The organism is Lentzea sp. NPDC055074 (assembly GCF_053608005.1).
In genome coordinates this window covers 1,781-16,266 of sequence record NZ_JBSGUQ010000013.1, presented here as the reverse complement: position 1 = coordinate 16,266, position 14,486 = coordinate 1,781, and the positions used below count along the sequence as shown (strand labels likewise).

Below are 14,486 nucleotides of genomic sequence, written 5' to 3'. Positions count from 1 at the left end.
CCTCCTTCTTAGCCGCGACCGAACCGGTCCGCCAAGGTCTTGATCGTTTCGGTGAGCTCCGCACCGATCCGCCGCACGATCACTCCCGCGGGTTCGGCCGTCGCGAGCGGGTACGTGGTCCCGGCCCACAGCGACATGACCTCCACCTCGCCGGTCGCGCGCACCGGGCGCGTCAGGTGGTGGACGTTCGGGTACGCGGCGGGCGCGTGCGGGCCGTGCTCGATCAGGAACCTGTTCACGAGACCCCGTGCGGGCCGGCCGCTGAACGCCCTCGTGAGCGCCGTGCGGCGGGCTCCTTCAGCGAGCGCTTCCCGTTGTGCCGCATTGGTTCCCGCCTCAGGGCAGCCGAGGAACGCGGTGCCGAGCTGGGCCGCGACCGCTCCCGCCGCCAGCACGGCGGCGACGTCGGCGCCGTTGACCAGGCCGCCGGTCGCGATCACCGGGAGGCTGACGGCGGCGCGCACGAGCCTGATCGCGGCGAGGGTGCCGTACAGCTCACCGCCGCCGGGCGAGATGCCGTCGTCGGCGAACGTGCCGCGGTGGCCGCCCGCGTCCGACCCCTGCACGCACACGGCGTCCGCGCCGATCTGCTGCGCCTGCCGTGCCTCGCTGGGGGTGGTGACCGTCACGACGATCGTGGACCCGGCAGCCTTGAGCCGCTGGACGTCGTCGACGTCGGGCAGGCCGAACGTGAACGACACCACGGGCACCCGCAGCGCCAGCACGAGCTCGAGCTTCGCCGCGTAGTTGTCGTCGTCCCAGCGCGGGTCGCCCGGCACCGCGCCGACCTTCTCCGCGAAGGGCGTGATGCGCCGCACGTAGGACGAGATGTCGGCTGTCGACCGGGTGCCGGGGACGAACAGGTTGACCCCGAACGGCTTGCTCGTGAGCTCGCTCGTGCGTGTGATCTTCTCCGCGAGCTGCTCGACGGTGAGGTAGCCCGCCGCGAGGAACCCGAACCCGCCTGCCTCGTTCACCGCGGCGACCAGTTCGGGAGTGGAGGGGCCACCTGCCATCGGCGCGGCGATCACAGGCACGGCCAGCGTGTGGAACATAGAGGACAACCTAGTTGGATCGGGCGACAAATGCCTGGTGAAGCCCTGTGTCTTTGATGACGCAAGGACTACTCCGAACGGACGTCCGGCGCCACGTCCTTTGTGGACGTGGCGCCGACCGGTTCCATCATCTAGGGCAGGGAGTCCAGATGAGGAGCGACCGTGTTGGCGAACTGCCAGTTGTTGGAGGCGTCCCAGTTGATCGACCAGGTCATGGCGCCGCGGATGGACGGCCAGGTCGTGCTCGGCTTGAACGACCCGCAGTTCGTACCGCGGGCGAGGCAGCTGAGCGCGTTGTTGACGTTGGACGGCGACTGGTAACCGCCACCGGCGCCGGACGGCGACGCGGGCAGGCCGAGACCCACCTGGTCGGCCCGGAGACCGCTCTGGAGCTGGATGCACGCGAGCGCGGTCAGGAAGTTGACCGTGCCCTGGCTGTGGACCTGCTGGTCGCAGCCGAGCATCGAACCGGAGTTGTAGTACTGCATGTTGACGATCGTCAGGATGTCCTTGGTGGCCAGCGCCAGCTTGAAGTACTCGGCGTTGACGTTCTGCATGTCGATCGTCTGCGGCGCCATGGTGATGACGGTGCCGCCGCCGGCGTGGATCGCCCGCAGCGCCTGGCCCATGTACTGGGCGTTGACGCCGTTCTCCAGGTCGATGTCGACGCCGTTGAAGCCGTACGACGAGATGAGGCTCTTGACGCTGTTGGCGAAGTTCGTGGCCGCCGTCGAGTTGCCGACGCTGATCGTGCCCTTCTCACCGCCGACGGAGATGATCACCTTCTGGCCGCGGTTCTGCACGGTCTTGACGTCAGCGCGGAACTGGGCGTCGGTGTAGCCGCCGAGCTGGCTGCTCAGGCCGGGGTCGAGGTTGAACGCGACCTGGCCCTGCACCGCCGTGGCGTCGGCGAACGAGACCGCGATGATGTCGTAGGTGGTGGGGACGTCGGCCAGCCTCAGAGCACGCGCACCGTTGTAGAAGTTCTGCCAGTAGCCCGTCAGGACGTGCTTGGGCAGACCGGTGTTCGGCGGGTTGCCGGTCGTGGTGGTGGTCGTCGTGGTCGTCGTCGTAGTGGTGGTGGTCGACGTCGTGGTGCTCGTGGTCGTCGGCGGCGTGCCGGGACCGTCGAGGCTGACGTCGTCGGCGTAGTAGGCGGGCTGGCCGTACCAGCCGTGCAGGTAGATCGTGACGCTGGTCGCGCTGCCGGTCGTGAAGTCCACGGTCAGCTGGGAGAAGCCGCTCGTGCCCGGGGTCCAGGTGTTCTTCTCGACGCCACCGGTGACGCCGAGGTAGACGTAGCTGCCCTGCACCCACGCGCTGAGCTTGTAGGCCGTGTTCGGTTGCACCGTCACGGTTTGCTGGCACCGCGCGTTGCTCTGCCCGGCGGGTGCGCCCTGCAGTGCGTACGTGCCGGTGCGCTTCGTGCTGTTGGTGACGCTCGTGCCCTCGGTGCAGGTCCAACCACTGAGGTTGCCGGCCTCGAAGCCGCTGTTGGCCGCGAGGTTCGCGGCGGCAGCGCTGCCGTTGATCACCAACACCAGACCGGCGCACGAGAAGAGCGCGGCGAGCAGCGCTATGGCTGCTCGTCTGGTCTTGGACATGGTCCACCTCCACACATCATGCGGCGGCCATGTTGTGAGTGGACTAAAAATGGACTAGACCACTGCGTCAGGTCAAGCCCTGGTTTAGCTTGATGTCGTGTTCACCCTCGAAGACGCCATCGCTCTGGCCACCTCCGCGCACGACGGGCAGGTCGACAAGTCGGGCCGGCCGTACATCGGACATCCGTTGCGGGTCATGGCATCCGTGACGGGCGAGCACGCGCAGATGGCCGCCGTGCTGCACGACGTCATCGAGGACACCCCGGTGACCGCGGCCGACCTGACGGCACGAGGCTGCCCCGCCGTCGTGGTCGACGCCGTCGTGGCGTTGTCGCACCTGCCGGAGGAGCCGCAGGAGGACTACCTGAGGCGCGTGGCCGCCAATCCGTTGGCACTCTCCGTGAAGTACGCGGACATCGGCGACAACCTCTCCCCCGCCCGGATGGCCCGCCTCGACGAGGCCACGCAAGATCGCTTGAAGGCCAAGTACGCGCGGGCCCTCGGGTTGCTCGAGGAGTACGTGAGCTAACTCGCTTCTTAAACGGTACAGGTCTCTTGAACAGGGTGTATTATCGAAACGTAACCAAGATTGGAAGGACGAGATGACCCGCCAAGACCTGACCGTGAAGTCCCTGCGTTCGAGCCTGGCCACGCGCCGCGCGGCTCGTGTGAAGCGCCAGAGCCTCGAACGGCAGTTGGCCAGCTACACCACCGAGAGCGACCGACTCGAACTGGACGCCATCCTGTCGCGCCACAGCGCGGAGGAGACGAGCGAGCTCCGTTCGATCATCAACCGCCAGGCGATGGACCGCCTCCTGCGTTCCGCCTGACGGACATCCCTTGGGCCACCCCGGCAACGTTGCCGAGGGTGGCCTTCGCGTTTCTAGAACAACCGCTTGAGGGTGAGGACGTTGTCCTTGCGCATCTCCTGCTGGCCGTCCGGCCCCGTGAGCGGCCGTTCCACCACCTCGTCGGTGATGATGATCCAGTTGTCCTTGAGCCCCAGGTGGTCGAGCACGTCCTTGGTCGTCGGGAAGTAGTAGTCCTGGTGCTCGGACCACGACGGCGCGCCCGCGTGCCCACCGACGATCAGGTACCCGCCGGGCGCCACGGCCTGCGAGGCCTTCTTCAGGATGCTGTTGCGCTCCCCGTCCTCCTCGACCGGCGAGTGCAGGAACTGAGCGCTCACCAGGTCGTACAGGCCCTCGGGGAACGTGGCCTTGAGGTCGTGCCGCTCCACCGAGATCTCGACGCCGGCGTCGTACGCGTGCTGGATCGCGCGGTCGAGCGCGACCTGTGACACGTCGACCCCCAGCACCCGCCAGCCCCGCTTCGCGAGCCACACGGCGTCGCCACCTTCAGCACACCCGATGTCGAGGGCGCTGCCCGGCGCGAGCCGTTCGGCCTCGCGCACCAGCAACGGGTTCGGGTTGCCGGACCAGACCTGGTCCCGCTCCGAGTAGAAGGTCTCCCAGAACTCCTGTGCGGTCGTCATGGTTCCACCGTGCTCTTCCCCGTGCCGGATTGGCAATCTACGTTGCCAACTCAGCAACACCAGGCAGCCAGCGCTCCAGAACCCTTGCTCCACCAGACCTGACTCAGCCCAGCAACGCGATGTCCAGCCGCCCGTAGTGGTACTCGCGCACCGCGATCACCAGCTCGTCCACCGTGAGGTTCCCGTCCCCGTCGAGGTCGATGCGGTCGAACGCCGCATCCGAGTCGGCCTCGCTCAACCCCACCGCGGACCCGAGCCACCTCCGCAGCTCCACCTTGCTCACCAGCCCGTCGCGGTCCCTGTCACACAGGTCCGCGATCGCCGCGATGGCAGGCCGCAGCAGCTCGTCGAAACCCGAGTCGCCGCGACCGAACATCAGCTCCTGGTTCGCCGCGAGGTACTGCTGCTGGTTCATGGCACCACCGGCACCCACGCCCGCCGCGTCGGCCTGACGCCTGTGGAGGACGATCAACGCCTCCATGACCGCACGTCCGCGCCCGCTGTTCAGGCTCTCGCCGAACGCGGCGACGATCCTGCGGGCCTCGGCCTCGTAGTCGCTGCGGTCGATGATCCCGTCTCCGTTCACGTCCCACTTCTGGAACCGGCGAACATCGATCTCATGGCTCGTCACGGAGGTCATGACTCCCGACGTTAGGCAAAGCCCGGAGACGCCGACAGTCGCTCGAACAGCTGAACCTGCTGGGTCGCCCCGGCGGTGTTCACGCCAACCAAAAAGCCGGACCCGACAAGCGGATCCGGCCCCTGGTCGACCACAAGCTACTTCTTGCCCTTCGGCTCGTCCGTCGACAGCGCGGCGACGAAGGCCTCCTGCGGCACCTCCACGCGCCCCACCATCTTCATGCGCTTCTTGCCTTCCTTCTGCTTCTCGAGCAGCTTGCGCTTACGGGTGATGTCACCGCCGTAGCACTTGGCCAGCACGTCCTTGCGGATGGCGCGGATCGTCTCGCGGGCGATCACGCGGGCACCGATCGCGGCCTGGATCGGCACCTCGAACTGCTGCCTGGGGATGAGCTCACGCAGACGGGTCGCCATGCGCGTGCCGTACGCGTAGGCGTAGTCCTTGTGCACGATCGCGCTGAACGCGTCGACCGTCTCACCCTGCAGCAGGATGTCGACCTTGACGAGCTCCGCGTCCTGCTCGCCGGACTCTTCGTAGTCCAGCGAGGCGTAACCGCGGGTGCGCGACTTCAACGAGTCGAAGAAGTCGAAGATGATCTCACCGAGGGGCATCGTGTAGCGCAGCTCGACGCGGTCCTCGGACAGGTAGTCCATGCCGCCGAGCTGGCCGCGCTTGCCCTGGCAGAGTTCCATGATCGCGCCGATGTAGTCGGACGGCGCGATGATGGTGCACTTGGTGACGGGCTCGTAGACCTCGGCGCGCTTGCCCTCCGGCCAGTCGGACGGGTTCGTCACGACGTGCTCGGTGCCGTCCTCCATCACGACGCGGTACACGACGTTCGGGGCGGTGGAGATGAGGTCGAGACCGTACTCGCGCTCCAGGCGGTCGCGGGTGATCTCGAGGTGCAGCAGGCCGAGGAAGCCGCAGCGGAAGCCGAAGCCCAGTGCGGCGGACGTCTCCGGCTCGTAGGTCAGCGCGGCGTCGTTGAGCTGCAGCTTGTCGAGCGCCTCACGCAGCTCCGGGTAGTCCGAGCCGTCGACCGGGTAGAGGCCCGAGTAGACCATCGGACGCGGTTCGCGGTAGCCGGCCAGCGGCTCCGTGGCGCCCTTGCGCTCGGAGGTGACGGTGTCGCCGACCTTGGACTGGCGCACGTCCTTCACGCCGGTGATCAGGTAGCCCACCTCGCCGACGCCGAGACCCTGCGACGGCTTCGGCTCCGGGGAGACGATGCCGACCTCGAGGATCTCGTGGGTCGCGCCCGTCGACATCATCTTGATGCGCTCGCGCGGCGTGATCTTGCCGTCGACGACGCGGATGTAGGTGACGACGCCGCGGTAGGTGTCGTAGACCGAGTCGAAGATCATCGCTCGGGCCGGGGCGTCCGAGGCGCCGACCGGGGCCGGGACCTTCCGGACGACCTCGTCGAGCAGCGCCTCGACGCCGAGACCGGTCTTCGCCGAGACCCGCAGCACCTCCTCCGGCTCACAGCCGACGATGTGCGAGATCTCCTTGGCGTACTTGTCCGGGTCCGCCGCGGGCAGGTCGATCTTGTTCAGCACCGGGATGATGGTGAGGTCGTTCTCCATCGCCAGGTACAGGTTCGCGAGCGTCTGCGCCTCGATGCCCTGCGCGGCGTCGACCAGCAGCACGGCACCCTCGCAGGCCTCCAGCGCGCGGGACACCTCGTAGGTGAAGTCGACGTGGCCAGGCGTGTCGATCATGTGCAGGACGTGGTCCTGCCCCTCGAGCTGCCACGGCAGGCGCACGTTCTGCGCCTTGATGGTGATGCCGCGCTCGCGCTCGATGTCCATGCGGTCGAGGTACTGCGCCCGCATCGCCCGCGCGTCGACCACGCCGGTGAGCTGCAGCATGCGGTCGGCCAGCGTGGACTTGCCGTGGTCGATGTGCGCGATGATGCAGAAGTTCCGGATGAGCTCCGGCGGCGTGAAGGTCGTGTCGGCGAACGTGGTCAAGGCAGTCCTCAACAAAAAATCGGACGGGTGTCCCCTTATGGTCCCATAGAGGCTGGCGTGCTCTGCACCACTAGGGTGCGTCCGTGCAGATGAACGGTGAGGACCCCCGCCCCGAGAAGGGTGCTGTCCGCGAGATCTTCGACGCGGCACGGGCCACGAAGCTGGACTACTCCCCCACGATGGACGGCGACGCCGACCCCGGCGAGGTCGTCTGGGCCTGGGTGCCGTTCGAGGAGGACGCCTCCCGCGGCAAGGACCGCCCGCTGCTGGTCGTGGGCCACGCGGACGGCGACCTGGTCGCGTTGATGCTCTCCTCGAAGGAGCCGCGCGACGACTTCCTGGAACTGGGCGCGGGCGCCTGGGACCGCGAAGGCCGCCCGTCCTACCTGCGGCTGGACCGCGTCTTCGCCCTCGACTCGGACGACGACATCCGGCGTGAGGGTGCCGTGCTGTCCCCCGCCGCGTTCGGCCAGGTCGTCGACGCCCTGCGCGAACGTCACGGCTGGCGCTGAACCTCCAGGTCCTGGGTGCCGAGGACGGCGAGCAACGCGAGTCGTTCAGCGTCCTCGGTCCCGGGCTCCGCCGTGTAGATCATGATCCGCAGGTCGCTGCCGGCCACGGAGAGAACGTCGCAGTCCAGCGTGACGGGACCCACCCGCGGGTGGTCGATGGTCTTGCGCGCCGCCGCGTGCCGTCCGACCGTGCCGGAGTCCCACAGCTCGGCGAACCTCTCGCTGGCCGCCCGCAACTCCTCGACCAGGCGCTTCAGCCGTCCGTCCGCCGGGTAGCGGGTGACGGCGGAGCGCAGGTCGGCGACCTGGGCCGCCTGCAGTGCCTCCAGCTCGTCCGGTGTCCGCCTGGCCCGGCCCCCGTTGCCGAGGAACGTGCGCCACACCCCGTTGCGGTCGTTGCCGCGCAGGTCGGACGGGTCGCCCATCAGCGCCGCGTACTCCTGGTTGGCCACCAGCAACGTCCAGCTCGCGTCGAACACCGCGACGGGCGTGCCCGCGAGCCGGTCCAGCATCCGTTGCACGCTCGGCGTCACGTACGCGGGCACCATGGCCGCGTTCGGCGGCACGAGGTCGGCGAGCCGGAAGAGGTGCTCGCGCTCGGCCGGCGCCAGCCTCAACGCCCGTGCCAGTGCCTCGACGACCTGCGACGACGGGTTGGACGCGCGCCCCTGTTCGAGACGCGTGACGTAGTCGACGGAGATCCCGGCGAGGCCGGAGAGCTCCTCGCGGCGCAGCCCGGCCGCACGCCGGTGCACGCCTGCCGGAAGTCCTGCCGCCTCGGGGGAGAGCCGGTCACGCCACCGGCGCACCGCCCGTCCGAACTCCGTCGCCGCCACGCCGTCGATTCTGCTCTTCGGCCCGCCGTCGTGCCTGGTACCGGCAGTCCCAGGAAGACCGGTCGACTGGTTGACCCCGCGGTTCCGGGACGACTCTGGGTCGCATGACGACGACACTGATCACCGGAGCGAACAAGGGCCTCGGCTACGAGACCGCCCGCCGCCTCATCGCCGCGGGCCACACCGTCTACCTGGGCAGCAGGGACCCCGAACGCGGTCGTCGGGCGGCAGACGAGCTCGGCGCGAAGCTGCTCGTCCTCGACGTCACGGACGACGAGTCGGTGGCGGCGGCCGCGAAGACCGTCGAGGCCGAGGGCGGACTCGACGTGCTGATCAACAATGCCGGCATCGAGGTCCGCACGCCCGATGGCGGAGTGGTGAACGCCGCCGACACCACGGGCGAGTTCATGCGCACGATGTTCGACACCAACGTCTTCGGCGTCGTGCGGGTCCTGCACGCGTTCCTGCCGTTGCTGGACCGCTCCGACGCACCTGTCGTCGTGAACGTCAGCAGCGGCCTGGCCTCGATCGGCGGGGCGTCGGCCTCACCCGCCTACGTCTACCCCGGCGTCGCCTACCCGGCGTCCAAGTCGGCGGTCAACATGATCACCGTGCTGTACGCGAAGGCGTTCCCGCACATCCGGATCAACTCGGTGGAACCGGGCTACACCAGGACCGACCTCAACGCGAACACGGGCACGCAGACCGTCGAGGAGGGCGCCGAGGTCATCGTCCGCACGGCGCAGGACACCGGCGGACCGACCGGCGGCTTCTTCTCCGCGCACGGCACGCTCCCCTGGTGACTCCTAGGCGAGGCGCGTGATGTCGACCGTGACCTCCAGCGCCGTCGCGGCCCCGCCCGAGTAGATCCCCTTCAACGGCGCCACGTCCGCGTAGTCGCGGCCCAGCGCCACCCACACGTGCCGGGGCCCGACCGGCATCGCGTTGGTGGGGTCGTAGCCCCACCAGCCGCCGGTCCACGCCTCGATCCACGCGTGCGACTCGCCCCGCACCGTCTCCCGCAACGCGCCGTCCTTCTTGGTGTGCAGGTACCCGGAGACGTACCGCGCCGGAATCCCCATGCCGCGCAACAGAACGAGGCTGAGGTGCGCGAAGTCCTGGCACACGCCCTTGCGTTCGTGCCACGCGTCGACGGCCGAGCTGTGCACGCCCGTCGAGCCGGGCTGGTACGTCAACTGCTCCGACACCCACTGCGAGGCCGCCAGCACCGCGCCCGACGGCGACTGCCCCTTCTTGAGGTCACGCGCCACCGCGAGCAACTCGCGGTGGCGCGGCGTGTAGAGCGTGGGCTCGAGAAACTCCGTGTAGCGGTCGACGATGTTCTCCGCACGCACATCGCCCCACGTGCCAGTGGTGACCGGTTCGATCTCCGCGCTCGTTTCGACGACCGACGACGCGACGACCTGCAGTTCCTTGTGCGGCGCATGGAGGTCGAACGACGTGACCTCCGTGCCCCAGTAGTCCGTGTACCGGTACGCACGAGTCGCCGGCGTCGTCTCGACGCGTGAGACGACCACGTTCTGCTTGCGGTCACCACGCGGGGTCAGCCGTGCCTCGTTGTACGACTGCACGACCGGTGCCTCGTACCGATAACCCGTCGTGTGCACGACACGCACTCGCCAGCTCATGGTCAGCCCACCTCGGTGTTCGTCCAGGCGACCCACGGCGCCACGTGGAAGTACTGCTGCGAAACGGCTTCGCCCACCTCGCGAACGGTCCGCTGCAGCGCCGCGAGCCGTTTCGGCAGGTCGTCGATCAGGTCGTGCGGCCGCAGGAACTCAAGCTCACTGCGCGCCTTGCCGAGCAACCGCAGTGCCTCCGCCCGCGCACCGACGCGCACGGACGGTTGGTTCTCCAACTGCTCAAGACACGATTCGGCCTGCCTCAGCGCGTGGAACACCGACCGAGGAAACAGCCTGTCGAGAAGAAGGAACTGCACCACTCTCGACGCGTCCAACGCCCCGCGGTACGTCCGCAGGTACGTGTCATGGGCACCGGCAGACCGCAGCACGGTGACCCATCCAGGAGAAGACGCCTTGTCGCCCACACGAGCCAGAAGCAGCCGCACGATCATGTCGACGCGCTCGACCGAACGCCCCAGCACGAGGAACCGCCACCCGTCGTCCCGCGACATCGTGGAGTCCGCCAGCCCTGCGAACATCGCCGCTCGTTCCTCCACGAAGCTGAAGAACGCGTGCGGCCCCATCGTGCGCGCGTAGGTCTGCCGTTCCGCGACGGCGTTCCACATCGCGTTGAGGCACTCCCACATCTCGGTCGACACGACCTCACGAGCACCACGCGTGTTCTCGCGCGCGCTGTTGACCGACGACACGATCGAACTGGGGTTGTCCTTGTTGTACGCCACCAGTTCCGTCAGTGCCCACACGTCGAACTGCTCACCTCCGGCCGGCGGCGTGATCCCCAGAACCGTCAGCAACTGCCGCGACGTGGCGTCCGGGTCGACCGTCGCGTCCTCCAGCAGCTGATGGACCGAGACGTCCAGGATGCGCGCCGTGTCATCGGCCCGTTCGACGTAGCGGCCGATCCAGTACAGCGACTCAGCGTTGCGTGCCAGCATTCCGCGCGCCTCCCTACTGCTGCTGTTGTTGCTGTTGCTGGGAAGTGGTCAGCTCCGGCCCCTGCTCGGCCGCCGCGGCCTCCATCTGGGCCGTCGCCGCCAGCCCGGGCTCCGCGAGCTCCCGTTCCTGCGTCGACGACTTGGCCGCCAGCACCCACGTGTCCTTCGACCCGCCACCCTGCGAGGAGTTCACGATGAGACTGCCCTCCGGCAACGCCACCCGCGTCAGCCCACCGGGCAGCACGAAGATGAAGTTGCCGTCGTTGACCGCGAACGGCCGCAGGTCGACGTGCCGCGGCGCCAGCTTGTCGCCCACCTTGGTGGGCACCGTGCTCAGCTGCACCACCGGCTGCGCGATCCAGCCGCGCGGGTTGTTCCTGATCCGCTTCCGCAGCGAGTTCAGCTCCCGGACCGTGGCGTCCGGCCCGAACACGATCCCGTACCCACCGGACCCCTCGACGGGCTTGACGACCAGCTCGTCGAGCTTGTCGAGCACGTGCGCCCGCTCGTCGGTCAACCAGCACCGGAACGTGTCCACGTTGGGCAGCAACGGTTTCTCGCCCAGGTAGTACTGCACGATCTCCGGCAGGTACGTGTAGACGAGCTTGTCGTCCGCCACCCCGTTGCCCACCGCGTTCGCCACGACCACGTTGCCGGCCCGCGCCGCGTTGAGGAGTCCCGCGATCCCCAGCACCGAGTCGGGCCGGAAGTGCACAGGATCGAGGAAGTCGTCGTCGATGCGCCGATAGATGACGTCGACCTGCCGCTCCCCCTCCGTGGTCCTCAGGTAGACGAAGTTGTCGCGGCAGAACAGGTCCCGCCCCTCGACCAGCTCCACACCCATCTGCCGGGCGAGCAACGAATGCTCGAAGTAGGCGGAGTTGCCCAGCCCCGGAGTAAGCACCACAACGTTCGGATCGGCGGCGTTGGGCGCGGCAGCGTTGCGGAGCGCACGGAGCAGATGGACCGCGTAGTCCCCCACCGCGCGCACACGATGCCGTGCGAACAAGTCGGGAAACACCCGAGCCATGGTCCGCCGGTTCTCCATGACGTACGAGACGCCAGAAGGACAGCGAAGATTGTCTTCGAGAACCCGGAACGTCCCCTGCTCGTCCCGCACGAGGTCCACACCGGACACGTGGATGCGCACCCCGTTGGGCGGAATGATGCCGGCCGCCTCCCGATGGAAGTGGTCGCAGCTCGTGATGAGACGCCGAGGCAACACCCCATCCCTGACGATCTGCGCGTCGCCGTAGATGTCCGCGAGGAACATCTCCAACGCCCGCACCCGCTGAACGATGCCTTTCTCGAGCTTCGACCACTCCCCAGCCGTGATGATGCGAGGAATCAGATCGAGCGGAAACGGCCGCTCCTGCCCACTGAGCGAGAACGTGATCCCCTGGTCGACAAACGCCCGCCCCAACGCTTCGGAACGCGCGTTCAGCTCGTTGACCTGCGACGGAGCCACCGACTCGTACAGCGCGCGGTAAGCACTCCGCACCCCGCTGTCCGTGGAGAACATCTCGTCGTAGGCACCGGCATGGGGCCGCGCGGGATTCAGATAGCCGTTGAACAGCTCACCGAGCCTCGGCGTGGTGACCGTGCGGCTGCGGCGCAGTCCTGAGGTGCGGGCTCGGTGCTCCATGGTCCACATCTTCACCCTGTTCAGGCGGATTTCGCACTAGTCCATCCGGAGAAGAAACATCTCGGAAACGAAACCCGGTGTGTTCCCGACCTCGCAGGCGTGACTTCAGGGGTTGAAGTCGAGTCGGCAACGGCCGACGGCAGATGCGGTTGCCGGGCGGGTGGCTGGAGCCGGCCGACGCCGTGGACGGCGACGTCCGGTGGGCGCTTTGATCGCCGAGCTCGGATACGCCCACTCCGACCGCAAGGCCGCGGCGATCCTGCGGAAGCTGCTCCGGGACTGCGACGCGCCGGCAGTCACAGCGCATGCGAGCAAGCTGTTCTGAACGTGAAAAAGCCCTGCGGGGAGCGCTTGTGGCGCTCGACCCGCAGGGCAAATTATGTTCGGCGGCGACCTACTCTCCCACACCGTAACCAGTGCAGTACCATCGGCGCAGAAGGGCTTAACTACCGGGTTCGGAATGGGACCGGGTGTTTCCCCAACGCTATGACCACCGAAACACTATGGAATTCACAACCTAGAACCCCGAACCAGCAGCACACTTGCCTGCCGGTGGGTTCGATCGGTTCTGGTTGTTCTCCCAGAACCGCACAGTGGATGCGTAGCGTCTTTGTAACAAGTCCTCGGCCTATTAGTACCAGTCAGCTCCAACCGTTACCGGTCTTCCACCTCTGGCCTATCAACCCAGTGGTCTAGCTGGGGGCCTTAACTCACGAAGAGTGGGATACCTCATCTTGGAACGAGCTTCCCGCTTAGATGCCTTCAGCGGTTATCCCTTCCGAACGTAGCCAACCAGCAATGCTCTTGGCAGAACAACTGGCACACCAGCGGTCCGTCCGTCCCGGTCCTCTCGTACTAGGGACAGCCTTCCTCAAGTATCCTACGCGCGCGGCGGATAGGGACCGAACTGTCTCACGACGTTCTAAACCCAGCTCGCGTACCGCTTTAATGGGCGAACAGCCCAACCCTTGGGACCTACTCCAGCCCCAGGATGCGACGAGCCGACATCGAGGTGCCAAACCATCCCGTCGATATGGACTCTTGGGGAAGATCAGCCTGTTATCCCCGGGGTACCTTTTATCCGTTGAGCGACCACGCTTCCACAAGCCATGGCCGGATCACTAGTTCCGACTTTCGTCCCTGCTCGACCCGTCAGTCTCACAGTCAAGCTCCCTTGTGCACTTGCACTCAACACCTGATTGCCAACCAGGCTGAGGGAACCTTTGAGCGCCTCCGTTACTCTTTGGGAGGCAACCGCCCCAGTTAAACTACCCACCAGGCACTGTCCCTGATCCGGATCACGGACCGAGGTTAGACATCCAATACGACCAGAGTGGTATTTCAACGATGACTCCACAACCACTGGCGTGGCCGCTTCACAGTCTCCCACCTATCCTACACAAGCCGAATCGAACACCAATACCAAGCTATAGTAAAGGTCCCGGGGTCTTTCCGTCCTGCCGCGCGTAACGAGCATCTTTACTCGTAATGCAATTTCGCCGGGCCTGCGGTTGAGACAGTCGAGAAGTCGTTACGCCATTCGTGCAGGTCGGAACTTACCCGACAAGGAATTTCGCTACCTTAGGATGGTTATAGTTACCACCGCCGTTTACTGGCGCTTAAGTTCTCAGCTTCGCCCCGAAGGACTAACCGGTCCCCTTAACGTTCCAGCACCGGGCAGGCGTCAGTCCATATACATCGTCTTGCGACTTCGCATGGACCTGTGTTTTTAGTAAACAGTCGCTTCTCGCTGGTCTCTGCGGCCGTCTCGCCCTAGCCTGCAAGAGGCTTCAAGCGCTACGGCCCCCCTTCTCCCGAAGTTACGGGGGCATTTTGCCGAGTTCCTTAACCACAGTTCGCCCGATCGCCTCGGTATTCTCTACCTGACCACCTGTGTCGGTTTGGGGTACGGGCCGCGTGAAAGCTCGCTAGAGGCTTTTCTCGGCAGCATGGGATCACTCTACTTCGCCTCAATCGGCTACGCATCACGTCTCAGGCTTAATGAGTTGCGGATTTGCCTACAACTCGCCCTACACGCTTGCACCAGTACTACCACTCACTGGCGGAGCTACCCTCCTGCGTCACCCCATCGCTTGACTACTACAAGTTCAGGTCCCGCGCTCCACT

The 14,486-nt window shown here is 66.7% G+C and carries 13 protein-coding genes and 2 rRNA genes (1 of these 15 cut by a window edge); 4 read left to right on the top strand and 11 right to left on the bottom strand.

The window, feature by feature from the left end; all coding sequences use genetic code 11:
* Nucleotides 1-8: 8 nt before the first annotated feature.
* Nucleotides 9-1,055: an NAD(P)H-dependent flavin oxidoreductase gene (locus tag ACWF7A_RS26780; protein WP_452253249.1), complete on the bottom strand. Its 1,047-nt coding sequence runs from the start codon at nt 1,053-1,055 to the stop codon at nt 9-11.
* A 131-nt stretch (nt 1,056-1,186) separates the two neighbouring features.
* Nucleotides 1,187-2,659 carry a chitinase gene (locus ACWF7A_RS26775; protein ID WP_452253248.1) on the bottom strand — a complete coding sequence of 491 codons (1,473 nt, stop codon included), beginning with the start codon at nt 2,657-2,659 and terminating at the stop codon, nt 1,187-1,189.
* Nucleotides 2,660-2,756: 97 nt separating this feature from the next.
* Here ACWF7A_RS26775 and ACWF7A_RS26770 point away from each other — a divergent pair, with 97 nt between their 5' ends.
* Both ACWF7A_RS26770 and ACWF7A_RS26765 read left to right on the top strand, forming a co-directional pair.
* Nucleotides 2,757-3,188, top strand: a complete 432-nt coding sequence (locus ACWF7A_RS26770) for an HD domain-containing protein (protein WP_452253247.1) — start codon at nt 2,757-2,759, stop codon at nt 3,186-3,188.
* A gap of 73 nt (nt 3,189-3,261) precedes the next feature.
* Entirely contained in the window at nt 3,262-3,489 is a 228-nt protein-coding gene (locus ACWF7A_RS26765; protein WP_452253246.1) for a hypothetical protein, read from the top strand.
* Between the two features lie 53 nt (nt 3,490-3,542).
* Here the strand turns inward: ACWF7A_RS26765 and ACWF7A_RS26760 are convergent, their stop codons facing one another.
* From ACWF7A_RS26760 to lepA, 3 genes are all read right to left on the bottom strand, one after another.
* Entirely contained in the window at nt 3,543-4,154 is a 612-nt protein-coding gene (locus ACWF7A_RS26760) for a class I SAM-dependent methyltransferase (RefSeq protein ID WP_452253245.1), read from the bottom strand.
* A 103-nt stretch (nt 4,155-4,257) separates the two neighbouring features.
* A complete protein-coding gene (locus ACWF7A_RS26755; RefSeq protein WP_452253244.1) occupies nt 4,258-4,794 on the bottom strand; it encodes an EF-hand domain-containing protein in 537 nt (178 codons plus the stop codon).
* 137 nt (nt 4,795-4,931) lie between these two features.
* Nucleotides 4,932-6,767 carry a translation elongation factor 4 gene (lepA, locus tag ACWF7A_RS26750; RefSeq protein ID WP_452253243.1) on the bottom strand — a complete coding sequence of 612 codons (1,836 nt, stop codon included), beginning with the start codon at nt 6,765-6,767 and terminating at the stop codon, nt 4,932-4,934.
* Nucleotides 6,768-6,856: 89 nt separating this feature from the next.
* Between lepA and ACWF7A_RS26745 the strand changes: the two genes are divergently transcribed.
* On the top strand, nt 6,857-7,279 hold the full coding sequence (locus ACWF7A_RS26745) for a type II toxin-antitoxin system PemK/MazF family toxin (RefSeq protein ID WP_452253477.1): 423 nt from the start codon (nt 6,857-6,859) through the stop codon (nt 7,277-7,279).
* Here ACWF7A_RS26745 and ACWF7A_RS26740 read toward each other — a convergent pair.
* Nucleotides 7,264-8,115 carry a helix-turn-helix transcriptional regulator gene (locus tag ACWF7A_RS26740; protein WP_452253242.1) on the bottom strand — a complete coding sequence of 284 codons (852 nt, stop codon included), beginning with the start codon at nt 8,113-8,115 and terminating at the stop codon, nt 7,264-7,266. The genes ACWF7A_RS26745 and ACWF7A_RS26740 overlap by 16 nt on opposite strands.
* A 104-nt stretch (nt 8,116-8,219) precedes the next feature.
* Here ACWF7A_RS26740 and ACWF7A_RS26735 point away from each other — a divergent pair, with 104 nt between their 5' ends.
* Nucleotides 8,220-8,918, top strand: a complete 699-nt coding sequence (locus tag ACWF7A_RS26735) for an SDR family NAD(P)-dependent oxidoreductase (RefSeq protein WP_452253241.1) — start codon at nt 8,220-8,222, stop codon at nt 8,916-8,918.
* A 3-nt stretch (nt 8,919-8,921) separates the two neighbouring features.
* On the opposite strand, the gene ACWF7A_RS26730 is transcribed toward ACWF7A_RS26735, so the two are convergent.
* The 5 genes from ACWF7A_RS26730 to ACWF7A_RS26710 all read right to left on the bottom strand — a co-directional run.
* Complete coding sequence (locus ACWF7A_RS26730; protein WP_452253240.1) at nt 8,922-9,764, bottom strand: transglutaminase family protein; 843 nt, start codon at nt 9,762-9,764, stop codon at nt 8,922-8,924.
* A gap of 2 nt (nt 9,765-9,766) precedes the next feature.
* Nucleotides 9,767-10,714, bottom strand: coding sequence for an alpha-E domain-containing protein (locus tag ACWF7A_RS26725; protein WP_452253239.1), 948 nt, complete (start codon nt 10,712-10,714; stop codon nt 9,767-9,769).
* Nucleotides 10,715-10,727: 13 nt separating this feature from the next.
* Nucleotides 10,728-12,359, bottom strand: coding sequence for a circularly permuted type 2 ATP-grasp protein (locus ACWF7A_RS26720; RefSeq protein ID WP_452253238.1), 1,632 nt, complete (start codon nt 12,357-12,359; stop codon nt 10,728-10,730).
* Nucleotides 12,360-12,740: 381 nt separating this feature from the next.
* Nucleotides 12,741-12,857, bottom strand: a 5S ribosomal RNA gene (rrf, locus tag ACWF7A_RS26715).
* 113 nt (nt 12,858-12,970) lie between these two features.
* Nucleotides 12,971-14,486: ribosomal RNA gene (locus ACWF7A_RS26710) — 23S ribosomal RNA — on the bottom strand; it runs 1,351 nt beyond the window's last position.